Raw genomic sequence first — 14,896 nt, 5'->3', positions numbered from 1 at the left:
TAATGAAACTCATTGAAAAAGAATTTTTTAACACATTTACTGATTTCCAATGCCTTATTCTGGCTCACATGAACCGGGGTGACATTAACGGAGTAACTGCTGCTCATTATAATATTATTGAATTTATTATGAGGAAAGGAACAGCAACAGGAAGGGAAATATCGCTGGCTTTCAACATTAGCCAGGCAGCCATTTCAAAACAGCTGAAATTTCTGATCGGTCAAGATTTGATTGTCCGGGAACAAGAGAAAGCAGACCACAGGAAATTCAATCTTTCAGTAACGGATAAAGGAAGGTTTATTGTAGATAATTCTGAAACTTTCCGTAAGGCTATCACTCATCAGACGGCTTCCATACTTACCTCTGAAGAATTAAAAAATTTTAATTATCTGCTGGGTAAAGTTTTGAATAATATAAAACTGTAGTACCCATAGTTACTTATGCGTCCCGAATAACCTGTCCCAGATTGAAGTATAAAATCCAAAGTTTTTACTTTCATCCAAATGGTGCTGGTTATGAAACCTCGTTGTTCCTACAAAAAAGCGGTCAAAAGACGCCGGAAAAAATTCTCTGTTCAGATGCCCTATTGTTCCCCATATCAGATTAAGCAAAAGATAGATGGAAATCGAAATGACAGAGAAATCATATCCTATGAGTATAACCAGAATCATCAGTCCGAACCCTATGGTTTCCAAAGGATGCAGAACAAAAAGACTTAAAAAGTTGGTACTGATATGTTCATGGTGTTTTCCGTGTAGAACTTTATAGACCAAGGGTAAATGTGCTGCAAAATGAAATAAATACATCAGAAAATCCATTAAGAGGAGTAAAACAGCTACTTCCGCTATTATTCCAATTACTGATTCTGTCTGTCCCGGCATAATCCATCCTTTTTTCCATAAAAAAGCCCCCAAAAGCATAACAAAACTGTTACATCCTATGGTAAGCAGACTAAGATAAAAGTCAGATCGGGTAACAGGATGATTTTTTTCCTGCAACTGACTTTTACGGCAAGTCTTTTCGATAAAAATATACAACCCTATCGAAAACAGATATAGGAAAATATTAACGATCAGACTGAATATCAACCATTGCGGCCAGGAAAACTGCCAGAATACCTGTAAATAACCGGAAAGTTCTGTTGGGTTAAAATTCATAAGTTTTTCATCCTTCAGCTTAATGGTCATAAAGGTATGAATTTCACCGTAAAACCAACCGATAAAGTACATTCCGGGCTTTATTTCTGTCTAGCCTTTCTTCTGAGCTCCCTAAGTCTTGACGTGAGCTTTTTTCTCAAATCGTTATGATAGGCACGGTAGTTTTTGATGCTGTTTTCCAGATTTTTCTTGTTAAGCAGATACTCTTCGTACAGATGTCCCAGTTCTGAAATCTGGGTCATCACCTCCGAAGGCTGGCTTTCAGGATCTTCCGCAGCTTCTATCAGCAGACGGTAATATTCAATTCGGCTGGTCAGGTTCATGTGAAGTTTTGGTTCTATTCCCTGCATGATTTTATCATTTTAGTTATTTTGTGAATGGGTAAAGGATAAAGATATTTTTTATATTATTTTTTGTTTTTTGAATCCAGCTTATTTCTCCATCATAACCGGAGGCACGTCACTCTGAAATAAAATTTTGATATTTCCATTCTTTTCGTGGTCTGCTGATTTGAAATAACCTCCGTTAAGTGCAAAAGAAATAAGGGTTTCATTGGGATCTCCCAAAGGTAATAATGGCAGTCCGGCAAATTCATTGACATTGCTCTGCGGGGAAATTCCACTACTGTATTCTCCGGCTCCGCTGGCATTAAAGACTTTATAAATCACCGGATGAATCTGCCAGGAAATTTTTCTGGGTTTACGTTTGTCTTCCACAACAAATCCTGCCATATCTTTCCCCAGCGTAGTATCTCCTATCTGAATCACCTGCATATAAGGTTTCAGGTTATTCACCACAATTTCAGCCGCAGATGCTGTACTGTTCGATGTGAGGATAAAAACTTTCTGCAATCCCAATGCATTAGTACGCAACGCTGAAAAGTCCAACGCTTTGGGATCATAGGCAATTTGCTGGGCAAATGTTCTTTTTACTTCACCTCCGTTTTTATTTCCTTTAAAAATGATGAACGGTGAACCGGATGATAATCCTGAAGGAATCAGGGAGCAAAGAGCTGCAGCAGATGACACCGAACCTCCATAATTGTATCGAAGATCCAGAATTAATTCCTTTACTCCGGCGGCCTTCAATTCCCCAAACTTTTGATATAGCGTTTGAGTCATTCCGTCAGGGAAATCATAGATGTACATATAACCTACTTTTTTACCATTTTTTTCAAAAACTTTGGATAAAACAGGCTGTTCAAAAGAGAAACCATAGTAAACGGTGATGTTTTTTTCATCCGTAACGCTTCCGTTTTGCCACTTTCCAACGGTAAGCTCTACAACCGTCTGGTCTTTAATGGATGAAGCCATTGCTTCGGCATTCGCGGCTGTCATTACTTTTCCATTGACTTTGGTAATGATCATTCCTCTCTCCAGTCCTGCATTGAAAGCCGGGGAGTTTTGCAGCACCAGCTTCACTACAGTAACCACTTCATTATTAGCAAGCTGAACAATGGTATAGTCAAAACCGTACATATTCCTTATCGAACGTGGATAAGAAGAAGAATCTTCCGTATTCACCATGAAAGAAAACCGGTCCTTTGAAGACAGCAGACTTTTAAAAAAATCTTTTACAGGAAGCTGATAATCCGGCTTTGCAGGCATCTCATCTGCCCAGTAATAGTATCTTTTCATACTGTCCTGAACCCACAGATTCACGGATTCTGTACTTCCTTCCGGAAATACGGGTGCGCTTTCGTCGTTATTATTGGTACACGAAATAAGAAAGACTGCGGCCGCAATACATTGAAGTTTTAAAAAGCTTTTCATACGCAAATCACAGATACTCTGCTATATCGATATCTCCTTTTACCCCCCATTCTCCATTTTCCATTTTTTCCTGAAGTACAATCATATTGGCTCCCGTGTGCTGTTTCAATTTCACCTGAATCATTTTAGATCCCGCATAAGGCTCTGTAGTTCCCGGTTTGTATAATTCAAGATATATGGGAGCTGTCGAGCTGAAGAAGCTATAGATTTTCACTGCGGTAAAGTTGTCTTTTCCTATATTATCAAACTCGGCAAGCACGACTCCGTTTTCTCTTTTCAAAATGCCTTTCACTTCTTTGAGAGAGCTTCCGGAAAATTCTCCCAGATTAGGAAAAATAAATTCAAAACCTACTTTCCCGAGGTTCACCTGAGGTTTTACCGCATAGGTCTGCAGATAAATTCCGGGAAGATTAAAAAAGTAGAGGTTTTTATAATCATTTATATTGTCATATGTAATATTGTATTTTGCAATTTCAGCGCCTGTTTCATTATTGTAGACAGACAATTTATTAGTTTCTCCCTGATCCAGAACAAACTGAAGCTGGGTTTCAATTTTATTGGTATAGGACGTTTTTCCTTCAATGGATACAGGCTGTCCGTTCAACCTCAGCTGAAGGACATCAGGTTTGGAAAATCCTTTGATATTAACGTCTCCGGGTTTCTGCACTTTATCATACAGCTCCATGGTATTATTGTCTGTACATGAAAACAGTACAGTGAATAACAGTAGTAATGCGAAGATTTTGTTCATCTTTCTTCAATTATTTCTTGTAAAACTTAAAAATATTGTCCGGCCCATGGGCCGGGCAATATAATTATAAAAAAACTAGTTGGATATATTCTGGATACTCTTCTTACAAAGATTATCCATTATTGTATATAAAATTTCATGGTGTTTCTAAAAATCAGATTCTAAGGGGACAGAATGATTATTTTTTAATAAACTTCAGCCTTTCCGTAGTTTTTCCATCCGTAATTTCAGCAATATACGCTCCGGATATAAGCTCTGCTGTGCTGATCGCTTTAGAATACTGAGTGGTAAGAACTTTCTGTCCTGCTGCATTGTAAATACTAACCATAGTTATATTTTCTTTCAACGCCGGATTAAGCTGCAGCTGTAAAGATTCTCTTACCGGATTTTCTGCTATTTGTGTTACAATTTTGTTTCTTTTTACATCCTTAGTTCCCAAAAATGAAGTAGCATAAATTCCGATTTCATCAATATTAATGTTCTGGACATTATTTCCGCTTGTTTTTCTGTTTGACCACATTCCGATATAGATCTTTTTCCCGGCAAAAGCAGAAAGATCTACAAGGGATTCCACAAACTGAGTAAGATCAGCCGGAAAAGGATTGGCTGAGTCACCTACCTGTATTTTATACATACTCTGAACATCATTTCCGTCTGCATCTACGGTCATTGCCTGAAAGTCCGATAACGTTGGAACTTCTTTCTGCGGTGTGCTTACATAGATAAAAAGTTCTCTGGCAACAATCGTGTGAGTAGATCTCTGTCTCCCGATATAGGCGGCCAGTGTAATGGTTCCTGCAGTATTGGTAAGGTCAATCTGAGGAGAAATAATCCAGTCATTTTCTGTGGTGAATCCGTTAGCATTTCCAGTTGGAACCAAATTGATAGAATGGCGTAGAACACCTGCAGTTCCATAGGCCAAGGTAGTTCCGTTGTGATAGATGTTTTCTCCCTGTACCCATCCGTTTCCATTGCTATTAAGGTCATGAAAAGTCCAGCCCTGAAGATCGGCAGGAGTATCAAACGAATTTCCCCATACCAGAGACTGTGCTGCAGCCAGGTGGGATAAAAACAGAACAGATGATAAAATTATTTTTTTCATAATGCTGATGATTAAAATTTTTGAAGTAAAAGCAAGGAATCAGCATGTGCTGTTCCCTGCTTTTTAAAGTTTTTATTATTCTACAATGGAGAAGTTGTATTTTGTCCAAAGTCCCTGGAAGTTTCCACAGTTTCTTGGAGAAACATTCCAACCACCTTCGTTGAAGAAAGGCTGGCTCATACCCCATAGAGTTGCAGGAGTACCAGTCGCCAGGTTAGCTGCAGGGATTCCTGCTGTACCTGTACCTGTAACTGAAGTAGTAAATCCGTGAACCTGGATGGTGCTGTATGCTGAAGCTGAAGAAAGCTCAGAACCTGTACCTTCTACTTTGATACCCACAGGATAACCTGTAACGACAGCGTTATTTAATGTTAATCTTCCGTGTCTTCTGATGTGGATACCGTTTTCATATAAAGCACCTTTAGTAGAGTTCTTAGAACCAACGATAGTAAGGTTGTTGATCACCGGATGAGTCAACAATGTTGTAGAAGAACCTTCTGCGTTGTTATCAAGCTCGATACCGTTAGAATCCGGGCTTGATCCGCTAAGACTGTGTGTAGAGTTGTAATCTGCCAAAGCTAATGCACAAGTGATTGTTCCTGTATATCCGTTATCGAAGTCGAAGTTATCATCATCTGCAGCAAAAGAAACAAGGTTTGAAGCGTTTACAGTACCTCCGAAGAATTCAAAAGAGTCATCTTTCCCGAAAGAAACCTGAATATGATCCAAAGTAGTTCCGTTTCCAACCCCTCCTAAAGTAAGACCGTTGATTTCGTTTCCTGAGTTTGGCGCTAAAAGATCATATCCTGCAAATTCGATACGTACATACTTCAATGTTCCCCCGTTATGAGAAGCATTGGTACCTCCATAATAGAAATCAGGACCAGATAATCCTTCAATTGTTTTTGTGAAAGGCGTGTTGGTAGGAGCATCTCCTAAGATAATAACCCCTCCGAAGTCACCAGGAGCAGCAGTTGTATCTTCGTTTCCATCTAACAATTTGTAGCTTGTAAAAATGATTGGCTGAGCTTCTGTACCTGCTGCATTGATTTTTCCTGTTTTAGAAATTACCAAAACTCCTGTAGCTGTATTGTTTGTGTTTGGCTTAGCTTTAATAAATGTACCCGGCTGGATTGTTAATGTAGCCCCATTTTTTACAGTTACAATTCCATTTAGTTCAACTACACCACTCCATGTAGTATTTGAAGTAATATCACCACTTACACTGGTTACCGGAAGCGCAGAAGCTGTAAGGTACTCAGCAGAAGTAGATTTCATTTCGAATGGAGAAGATGAATCTGCCAGTTGATCATTTTGACAAGCTGTAAGAGATAATGCTGCCACTGCAATTAGAGTTAGTCTTTTCATTGTTATAATTTTTAATAAATCCGGTCGTGTTATTTTTATACCAGATCAGTTTTTTATTCAGGAATATCCTCCTCTCTATTCCTTCGATTTGTTTTTTGGTGTTCATCCCATCGCTGCAGGAGGAGCTGCATTGCGGGCGTTCCCATGAAAATCGTTAATGCCTGGGAAAAGCTGTTAACGTCCGGTTTTTTCAGAACTGTACTGCTGTGCGCATCATCAGTATTATTTCAGTTTTTGATCAGGTTCCCGAAACCTGTACGCTGCTATAATTAAGATATCTTTTTAATCTAAGTGCCTATTTTCTTACTCATAGATTTCGTCTCCTTATTCTAAAATGGAGAAATTATACTTAGTCCAAAGTCCTTGAAAATTGCCACAATTCCTTGGTGAGATATTCCATCCTCCTTCGTTAAAAAATGGCTGATTCATTCCCCAAACGGAAGCAGAAAGTCCAGTAGATAAGTTCAACATAGGAATTCCCGCTGTTCCGGCACCTATTACAGAAGTTATAAATCCGTGGACCTGAATGGTATTATAGTTAGACCCCGAAGAAAGCACTGAGCCTGTACCTTCTACCTTAATTCCTATAGGGTATCCGGTAACAACAGCATTATTTAATGTTAGCCTTCCATTTCTTCTAACATAAATTCCATTTCCATACTTTTCTCCCATTGTAGATTTCCATACTCCAATTATTGTAAGATTGTTAATTACAGGATGTGTTACTAATGCTGTGGATGTTCCATCAATATTATTATCGAGTTCAATACCATGAGAGTCATTGACTGTCCCACTGAGACTATGAGTAGAATTATAATCTGCTAAAGCCAGTGCACAGGTGATAGTTCCTGTATACCCGTTATTAAAATCAAAATTATCATCATCGGGTGCAAAAGAAATAAGGTTGGATGCATTTACATTTCCTCCATAAAATTCAAAGGAATCATCTTTACCATAAGATACCTGAATATGGTCGATAGTTGTACCACTCCCCACTCCGGCTAATGTAAGACCGTTTATTTCATGAATGGTATTTGGATAGATCTCTGCTCCTCCAAATTCAATGCGAACATACTTCAATATTCCCGCGTTATGATTTTGGTTAGTCCCACCATAATAATAATCTGGTCCGAAAAGTCCCTCAATGGTTGTTGTAGAAGGCGTGTTTGTTAAAGCATCACCCAATATAATCAATCCGCCAAAGTCACCAGCAGCTCCAATAGTATCTTCACTTCCATCTAATAATTTATAGCTTGTAAAAATAATAGGTTGGTTTTCTGTTCCTACGGCATTAATTTTTCCTGTTTTATTAATGATCAGCATTCCTGATGGCTCTGCTATTCCTTTGGGTTTTGCCTTAATATAAGTTCCGGGAAGGATTGTCAGTGTTGCTCCCTCTTTTACCGTTACTATACCATCAATTTCAATAACTCCACTCCAGGTTGTATTCGTGGTAATGTTACCACTTACAGTAACTACTGGAAGTGCAGAAGCAGTAAGATATTCTGAGGAAGTTGCCTTCAGTTCGAACGAAGATTGCTTATCTTCAAGCCTCTCCTGCTGACAAGCTGTAAGGAAGGATAATATTATAATTGGAATTAACTTTTTCATTGTACCGTCTTAATTATTATGTTATATTTTTCTATTTTTATTAAACCATGTATGTCTTAAGTTTTGTTTTTAAAACATATAATTCACACTTAGGCTGAACATTCTTCCGCTGTAGGCCCGAAACATAATCTTATCAATGTTCTTATCATATCTGTCTGTTGCACCAGGTAAAAGTCCCCACGCTTCCCGCTCAGTTCCAATGGCACTCCCCAATCCTAGAGGGATCACATAGGAATTATAATTATTATAGTATTCCTTTACCCTGTTGAATAAGTTTCTGGCATTTAATTTTAATTCAAGGTTTTTATTCCGAAGAAATTTATAGGAGATCTGTGCGTCTGCCACAGCATAAGGGCGCTGTATTTCTTCTCCTTTGTAAGCATACCCAACAGTGATATACTGATCTCCTTTAGCATTGTATAAAAAACTCAGTCCCAAACGATCACCATCATACGTCAATCCAAGATTGTAAGCATAAGGAGTCTGTCCGTAAAGCGGGCGTTTCACTTCATAGGTTTCATCATTATCACCTGTTTTGTACAGATCTTTAAAAGCCACTACTTTGGTATGGTTATACGTAAAATTTCCGCTTATGAAAAGCTTTTCCAGAAAGGTTCCGTCTGCAATAAATCCTAAATTCTTTCTTACTTCAGCTTCCACTCCCAATAATTTTGCATTTTTCGAATTACCATTATAGAGATATAAATTTCCTTCGCTGGAAATATGTCCCTCACGTTCTATGGGTCTGTCTATATTTTTATAATACAGTCCTGCAGAAAATATTTCTCCCAACCCGGGAAACCATTCAAATTTGAAATCATAATTATTAATAACAGAGGATGTCATTTCTGTATTATAAATTAAACCATTAGCTATCGGATCGAAATATGGAAGTCCTGTTCTTTCATTGAACTGAGGACGGATCACAGATCTGTTGTAAGCAAGCCTTAGATTAATTTTATTGGTAGGACTGTAGGTAAAGTTCGCTGAGGGCATCCATTGCCACGGTTTATCTTCAACGGCTGCTCTTTCAACATTCTTTGTATCAGTTGGGTCCAATTGCTGTGAGATAAGATCATATTTAAAGTATTCTGCACGAAGTCCCCAAACTAATCTTAATTTCTTCCAACGGTTATCAAACATCACAAAAACCGCATGCTGTTTTACTTCTCCTTCATATTGATCATTTTTATACAATGCCTTGGTTTCCCAGCCAATACCACCCGGAACATATTGAGATCCATTGAACCAATCCGCAAGGGTACCATACATCGTCAGGTAATTTTTTTCGCTATTCGGAACATCCCGGTTCTCATCGACCCTTAAGAAGAATTTCTGCTGTTGGTTGGTGTTATTCTTTAATGTTCCTGCATATCCTGTCATCACCGTATTTTTAAAATTTCCTGTATCCAGATCCCATTTTACTGAAGCTCCGTAATTGTAATCGGTTTCTTTGTTGGCGATATATCCTCTGTAGAAATTTCCGCCGGTATTATAAATTTTATGATAGGTCAGAATTTCACTTCCAATAAAATCATAGAGGGTCAGATATTGGGTATAATCTTTCGTATCAGACGTTATGCCGGTTCTTGCTGCAAACCAGCTGACTTCAGTGTTTCCTATTTTGTGATTCCCTTCCAGTTTATTCTGCAAAAGGGTCTGAAAAATGGGATAGTTGGTATTATCAGTATAAGGTCTGTCTAAGTTTTTGATCTGAGCCGGATCATTATTGGGGATGACACCGTTGTAAAAATAATTATAGGCTAATTCTGCATTGGATGCCATGGCACTACCAGTGGTATATTCATTCCAACCTGTAACTCTTGTTAATGTATTATCAAAAATATGAGTGTATGAATTACGGAATGAAATTCTGTTTTTTCCCAGCTGAAGTCCAAAATTGAGCATCCCTGCCAACGTAGAGTTATAATTATAGGAAGCCCCTTTGTTTTTGAAATTATAAAATGGTATTGGAGCAACTCCCTTTGTTTCCCAATCGGCAACATAAGGTCCGGTGGTATCCAGCCAGTTTCCTCTTCCCGTATGGTCAATATCCAGTTTATTCTGTTCATTTCTGATGACAAATGCTCCGGCAAATCCCCATTTATTATTGTTTTTAAGAGCATATGTTCTTCCTAATGCCAGCTGTATATTAGATCCCATATCACCTCTGGTTGTATAGGTGCTGAAATTGTCATTGGTAAACTGCCTGGACTGTTCAAAAAACCTTGGATCTGTCCAGTTCATCGGCTCCAGTCCTTTGGGAAAATCTCTTGTTCCGTCATCATATCCGAAATAATCGTACTTTCCTCGCTTACGGGTCAGAAATTCTTTGAAAGCCGACTGGTCATTATACGAAGTTCCTAACGTAACGGTTGTAAAGTTTTCATTGGGAATATCTTTCGTTCTCACTTCTACGTAACCTGCTGCAAAGCTGGCATTCATATCAGGAGTGGCTGATTTGCTTACCACCACACTTTCTACCATTGCTGTAGGAATTATATCAAATGAGAAGTTCTGGTTATACGCTTCCGTGCTTGGCAGGTTGATTCCGTCCATGGCCGCGGTGTTCCAACGTTCTCCCATGGATCTTACCACTACATATTTATTATCAATGGTGGTAATTCCTGTTACCCTTTTCAAAGTTCCTCCCACATCGCTGTCCGGTGTCTTGGAAATTTGTTCCGCTGAAATACCATCACTCATCTGGGCTGCTTTCTTCTGCTGGGCAAGAAGTCCCGCCTGAGTATCTGCTTTACGGGCTGCCGTAATCACAACTTCTTTGATGTCTGTAATTTTATCTGAGGCCTTGTTTAAAGCAAATGAAACAGCATTCGTTTCTTTGTTCGTAACAGACAGTTTTTCAACTCTCAGCGTATTATATTTAGGTGCTTTTATCGTCAGATTATAAGTTCCCGAGGGAAGATCTATGGTAAAGTCACCGTTATTATCAGTGACCACTGTTTTCTGAGCTACAGTGACTTCTGCTCCGGTAATGGGATTTCCTACTTCATCCATTATTTTACCGGAAATTCGTCCGTTTCCCAATGCGGAAATATTTGAACTTTCATATTTTATCGAAATAAGATCACCATGCAGTCGGTAAATAATAGGAAGTCCGTTGGTAATATCCTTCAGACAGTTGTTGACAGAAGTATTTTCACATTTCACTCCTTTTACCTTCAGCTCTTTAATGTCTACCTTGGAATATGCCAGTCTCATTCCCGTTTTTCCGGCAAATTCTTCCAAAACTTCAATCAACGGTCTGTTGGCAGGTACAGAAAATGTTACTTTCTGCACCAGCTCCTGAGCTTCTGCGGCTACAGTTAAAAATAAGGCTGCTATGGTAATCCCACATTTCAAACTTTTCATACTTAATAGTGTTCTCTTGATTATGATTATTTATTTTTTATAATGATTTATTTCTTAAGGATATAGGTATTTTCTTTTTTCTGTACTTCCAGTCCCAGGATGAAAGCCAGTGATTCAATATTTTCTCCGACCGTTCCTCCCGTAAAATCCGCAGTAATTTTTTTATCTTCAGCTTCCTTAGGATATTGAACCTTTGTATGATAATTGCTTTCCAGGACTACTACTACTTCTTTTAAAGGAACATCGTTAAAACTCAGAGACAATATTGCAGCAATTCTGTCTGCTGAATTTTTTACAGGTTTCAGTGAAATAACTGCCGTAGTATGAGCAATTCCGAAGTTGGTCCACTTCTGATTAGGCTTAAGGAAAGAAACAGGAACCCCGGGAGTGGATACAGCCACCTTTCCTTCATAAAGATCAACCGCTTTTCTCTTCCCGGACTGTGAGATTTTAAATACCGTTCCTAATACTTTGGTACTGAAACCATCAGCACGAACGATGAATGGATGTGTTTTAGATTTTGCCACAGAGAAGATTGCATCTCCTTTTAAATCCACGACTCTGGTGGACGCAGGAAAAGATTTCTCTACAGTCAGTACAGCGCCTTGTAAAAGAGTAACCACAGATCCGTCTTCAAGACGAACAATACGATTTCCGGATTTTGCAATATATACGTCAGGCTTAATGAACATGGTGTAGGTAAATATTCCGCCCAATGATAAAAGCAGAATAATAACTGCAGCCATTTTATAGAGATGTGTTGTAAAGCTTTTTACAGATGAAATAGAAATACTATCTGTTTGAGGAAAATAATACTCCAATCCGGATAATACTCTTTCTTTGGATTCTTTCATATGAATAGCATCCAGATTTTTTTCTGTCTGAGTTCTCCATAGTCTTAAAAGTTTATTTTCTTTTTCAGAGATTGAGTCTTCCGAAACTTCCCGTTCCCAAAGTTTGAAAACAAAGGCTTCAATATTTTTATATGGTAAAAGTTTTTTCATAAGGTCTTTCATGTATTCACAGATACTTCTATCTATAAGACAGAGAAAATGAAAAACTTCCCCAGGGTATTCTTAACGTTATATTCACATTACAACCAAATTGTTAATAATTTTCATCCTTTTTCACATTTACTCAACATTAACGTCATATTTGAGTCCTGTTTTTCAGAAATATTTAATCTTATCACACCCAAAGTTCACAAAAAGTTAATTTTCCTTTAGGTAATTTTGTATCACAATATGAGCCCAACAGACTATATATTATTAAAGAAAATAAAATCAGGCGACCGTCCTGCATTTATGCTGCTGTATGACCGATACTGGGATAGTCTATATCGCTTTGTTTTTGTACGGACACGGGATAAAGAAGTCTCTGAAGAAATTCTTCAGAATCTATGGATGAAGATTCTTGAAAATACAGATGTGATACAAACCGATGAAACAGAAAGTGCCAAAGGCTACCTTCTCCGTCATCTTCATTACCGGATTATTGATTTTTATAACAGCTACAAAAAAGCTCCTCCTACTCTGAGTATTGACGAGTTTGATATTCCGAATGAAATTGAAATGGCAGATTCAGATTATTTTGAAATTCTTGAGGAAAATGAAATTTCTGCTTTGTTATCCATGATTGATGAGGTGGTTTCTCAGCTTCCCTCAACAGAGCAACAGGTGTACGATATGAGAATCAGGAAAAATATGTCGGTCAATGAAACATCAGAAGCACTGGGAATCAGCAACAAGACCGTGAGCAATAAGCTAAGCAAAGCTTTGGGAGAAATCCGTGAACAACTGAATCCGGAGTATAAGTCTTCTAAAAAGCTGGTTTCTATTTTGTTGTTGATGGAGGTGTTGACGAAGTATTGATTTTGGGGTTCGGGATGCGAGATGCGAGGATATGTCAATGGTCAATTTGCTGCGCAGTCAATAGTCAATTTTTACAACATCATTTAACATTCACAGCGAAGCGGATTCACCTTTCACCTTTCACTTTAATGTCAATAGTCAATTTGCTACGCAGTCAATAGTCGATTTTTATAACACCTGTTAAAATTCACAGCGGAGCGGATTCACCCTTAACCTTTCACTTTAATTTCAATAGTCAATTTGCTACGCAGTCAATAGTCAATTTTTATAACACCTGTTAAAATTCACAGCGAAGCGGATTCACCTTTCACCTTTCACTTTTAAAGTCAATAGTCAATTTGCTTCGCAGTCAATAGTCGATTTTTATAACACCTGTTAAAATTCACAGCGAAGCGGATTCACCTTTCACCTTTCACTTTAATGTCAATAGTCAATTTGCTAAGCAGTCAATAGTCAATTTTTATAACACCTGTTAAATTCACAGCGGAGCGGATTCACTATTCACTATTCACTATTCACCAAATACCGGCAGAAAAATGGTATTAAAATCCATGATTTTAAAATCGGCAAGATTTGAATCTAAATTTTCGTCATTATTGGTGAAAATGATAGTCTGCATTCCTGCTTCTTTTGCTGCCTTAAGCCCTGACTGACTGTCTTCAATAGCAATACAGTGTTCCGGAGAAACTCCCAAATTTTTTGCAGAAGTAAGATATACGGCAGGATGAGGTTTTCCCTGATTTTCAAACTCTGATGAGTGAATGGTATCAAACAGGTCATGAATCTGAAGCTTTTCAAGCACCGCATGTGCTACACGTAAAGGAGCATTGGTAGCCAGCCCTATTTTGTAGTCCTTGTTCTTAAGATTTTTAATAAACTTCTCTACACCAGACATGGTACAGTTTTCGGTCTGTATCATTTCGATTACTCTTGTAACCACTTTATTTTCCAGATCAGAGGCATCAAAATTTTCCCAGGGAAATCTTTTATACCAGAATTCGGTAACTTCCTGAGTGGTCATATACTTTGTTTGTGCCGCAAGATCATCCGTAACCTGCACTCCATAAGATGAAAATACATCCAGTTCTGCCTGGGTCCAGAATTTTTCTGAGTCTACCAGAACACCATCCATGTCAAATATTACTGCTTTTACAACCATTTTTTTAATGATAAATGATAAGTTATTGGCTGATTTTATACACGCAGCGCTGTCCACCGGAAATAATGTGATCTACTCTTTCCACTGTATACTCCTTCCCTATCAAAGATTGGAAATTGGATAATTCTGCCCGACAGAAGCCCTGACATTCGGTTGCAGCCGCACATATCGGACAATGGTTTTCAATCAGAAAATAGTCTGTGCCTTCTTTTTTCCATTCTGCCATATAGCCTTCATCACTACGGACTTTTGCAAGAGATTCAAGACGCTGCTCCAGAGATTTTGTCTTGGAAAGTACTTTTTCATACCGTTTATGGGTGTTTTTTTCCCGGTCACTGATCAATAATTCCAAAGCATTTTCCCCTAAAAGATTTTTCACTGATTTCAAAATCTGAACGGTCACATCTGCGTGCGTATCCGGGAATTGAGACAGTCCTTTCTCTGTAAGCGTATAATAAGTAGAAGGACGGCCAACTCCTTCACTCTTCACCGAAGACCGGATCAATCCTTCCTGAGCAAGGTTGAGCAAGTGTTTTCTTGCGCCTTCTTTAGTGATTGACAATTCTTCAGCAATAAGAAGGGAGGTAGCTTCACCCCTCATCTTTAAAAACATCAGAATACGATCTGCTGCCGGCTTCTTCATTTGACAATATTTAGGTTGTTTTATTTTTCAACAACAAATATAGTCATTTTCTATAATTTCAAAAAAACAAAGCTAAAATAAAGATTTACA

13 protein-coding genes are annotated in these 14,896 nt (G+C 38.2%); 2 read left to right on the top strand and 11 right to left on the bottom strand.

Going from position 1 to position 14,896, the window contains the following annotated elements; translation table 11 throughout:
• Positions 1-2 precede the first annotated feature (2 nt).
• Positions 3-425 (top strand): MarR family winged helix-turn-helix transcriptional regulator, encoded by a 423-nt coding sequence (locus RHP76_RS00940; protein ID WP_062670438.1) that lies wholly within the window; start codon positions 3-5, stop codon positions 423-425.
• 9 nt (positions 426-434) lie between these two features.
• On the opposite strand, the gene RHP76_RS00935 is transcribed toward RHP76_RS00940, so the two are convergent.
• The 9 genes from RHP76_RS00935 to RHP76_RS00895 form a co-directional block, all read right to left on the bottom strand.
• Complete coding sequence (locus tag RHP76_RS00935) at positions 435-1,229, bottom strand: sterol desaturase family protein (RefSeq protein ID WP_311229257.1); 795 nt, start codon at positions 1,227-1,229, stop codon at positions 435-437.
• Between the two features lie 8 nt (positions 1,230-1,237).
• Entirely contained in the window at positions 1,238-1,507 is a 270-nt protein-coding gene (locus tag RHP76_RS00930) for a hypothetical protein (RefSeq protein WP_120230788.1), read from the bottom strand.
• 81 nt (positions 1,508-1,588) lie between these two features.
• The gene (locus tag RHP76_RS00925) at positions 1,589-2,929 is read right to left on the bottom strand and encodes a S41 family peptidase (RefSeq protein WP_311229256.1); all 1,341 of its coding nucleotides are present in this window, start codon (positions 2,927-2,929) and stop codon (positions 1,589-1,591) included.
• 7 nt (positions 2,930-2,936) lie between these two features.
• On the bottom strand, positions 2,937-3,680 hold the full coding sequence (locus RHP76_RS00920) for a hypothetical protein (protein WP_288442506.1): 744 nt from the start codon (positions 3,678-3,680) through the stop codon (positions 2,937-2,939).
• Positions 3,681-3,858: 178 nt separating this feature from the next.
• Positions 3,859-4,782 (bottom strand): T9SS-dependent choice-of-anchor J family protein, encoded by a 924-nt coding sequence (locus RHP76_RS00915; RefSeq protein ID WP_311229255.1) that lies wholly within the window; start codon positions 4,780-4,782, stop codon positions 3,859-3,861.
• 75 nt (positions 4,783-4,857) lie between these two features.
• Complete coding sequence (locus tag RHP76_RS00910) at positions 4,858-6,150, bottom strand: beta-helix domain-containing protein (protein WP_120230784.1); 1,293 nt, start codon at positions 6,148-6,150, stop codon at positions 4,858-4,860.
• A 324-nt stretch (positions 6,151-6,474) separates the two neighbouring features.
• Entirely contained in the window at positions 6,475-7,761 is a 1,287-nt protein-coding gene (locus RHP76_RS00905) for a beta-helix domain-containing protein (protein ID WP_311229254.1), read from the bottom strand.
• A gap of 69 nt (positions 7,762-7,830) precedes the next feature.
• Positions 7,831-11,133, bottom strand: coding sequence for a TonB-dependent receptor (locus RHP76_RS00900; protein WP_311229253.1), 3,303 nt, complete (start codon positions 11,131-11,133; stop codon positions 7,831-7,833).
• Between the two features lie 47 nt (positions 11,134-11,180).
• Positions 11,181-12,137, bottom strand: coding sequence for a FecR family protein (locus tag RHP76_RS00895; RefSeq protein WP_311229252.1), 957 nt, complete (start codon positions 12,135-12,137; stop codon positions 11,181-11,183).
• A 240-nt stretch (positions 12,138-12,377) separates the two neighbouring features.
• Here RHP76_RS00895 and RHP76_RS00890 point away from each other — a divergent pair, with 240 nt between their 5' ends.
• The gene (locus RHP76_RS00890; RefSeq protein ID WP_311229251.1) at positions 12,378-13,004 is read left to right on the top strand and encodes an RNA polymerase sigma factor; all 627 of its coding nucleotides are present in this window, start codon (positions 12,378-12,380) and stop codon (positions 13,002-13,004) included.
• A gap of 511 nt (positions 13,005-13,515) precedes the next feature.
• On the opposite strand, the gene hxpB is transcribed toward RHP76_RS00890, so the two are convergent.
• A complete protein-coding gene (gene hxpB / locus RHP76_RS00885) occupies positions 13,516-14,163 on the bottom strand; it encodes a hexitol phosphatase HxpB (RefSeq protein ID WP_062670453.1) in 648 nt (215 codons plus the stop codon).
• A gap of 22 nt (positions 14,164-14,185) precedes the next feature.
• A complete protein-coding gene (locus RHP76_RS00880; protein ID WP_216444876.1) occupies positions 14,186-14,806 on the bottom strand; it encodes a helix-turn-helix transcriptional regulator in 621 nt (206 codons plus the stop codon).
• Between the last annotated feature and the right edge of the window lie 90 nt (positions 14,807-14,896).

Origin of the sequence: Chryseobacterium sp. SG20098 (genome assembly GCF_031844745.1) — a bacterium.
Classification (GTDB): domain Bacteria; phylum Bacteroidota; class Bacteroidia; order Flavobacteriales; family Weeksellaceae; genus Chryseobacterium; species Chryseobacterium cucumeris.
Note: the sequence above shows the minus strand (reverse complement) of the source record. Positions and strands in the feature narration are given on the sequence as shown.

Bases quoted from the DNA above. Each gene is read 5' to 3' on its own strand.
- RHP76_RS00935 (WP_311229257.1), bottom strand. From the start codon at position 1,229: ATGTACTTTATCGGTTGGTTTTACGGTGAAATTCATACCTTTATGACC.
- RHP76_RS00900 (WP_311229253.1), bottom strand. From the start codon at position 11,133: ATGAAAAGTTTGAAATGTGGGATTACCATAGCAGCCTTATTTTTAACT.
- RHP76_RS00920 (WP_288442506.1), bottom strand. From the start codon at position 3,680: ATGAACAAAATCTTCGCATTACTACTGTTATTCACTGTACTGTTTTCA.
- hxpB (WP_062670453.1), bottom strand. From the start codon at position 14,163: ATGGTTGTAAAAGCAGTAATATTTGACATGGATGGTGTTCTGGTAGAC.
- RHP76_RS00890 (WP_311229251.1), top strand. From the start codon at position 12,378: ATGAGCCCAACAGACTATATATTATTAAAGAAAATAAAATCAGGCGAC.
- RHP76_RS00905 (WP_311229254.1), bottom strand. From the start codon at position 7,761: ATGAAAAAGTTAATTCCAATTATAATATTATCCTTCCTTACAGCTTGT.
- RHP76_RS00895 (WP_311229252.1), bottom strand. From the start codon at position 12,137: ATGAAAAAACTTTTACCATATAAAAATATTGAAGCCTTTGTTTTCAAA.
- RHP76_RS00940 (WP_062670438.1), top strand. From the start codon at position 3: ATGAAACTCATTGAAAAAGAATTTTTTAACACATTTACTGATTTCCAA.
- RHP76_RS00930 (WP_120230788.1), bottom strand. From the start codon at position 1,507: ATGCAGGGAATAGAACCAAAACTTCACATGAACCTGACCAGCCGAATT.
- RHP76_RS00910 (WP_120230784.1), bottom strand. From the start codon at position 6,150: ATGAAAAGACTAACTCTAATTGCAGTGGCAGCATTATCTCTTACAGCT.
- RHP76_RS00880 (WP_216444876.1), bottom strand. From the start codon at position 14,806: ATGAAGAAGCCGGCAGCAGATCGTATTCTGATGTTTTTAAAGATGAGG.
- RHP76_RS00925 (WP_311229256.1), bottom strand. From the start codon at position 2,929: ATGAAAAGCTTTTTAAAACTTCAATGTATTGCGGCCGCAGTCTTTCTT.
- RHP76_RS00915 (WP_311229255.1), bottom strand. From the start codon at position 4,782: ATGAAAAAAATAATTTTATCATCTGTTCTGTTTTTATCCCACCTGGCT.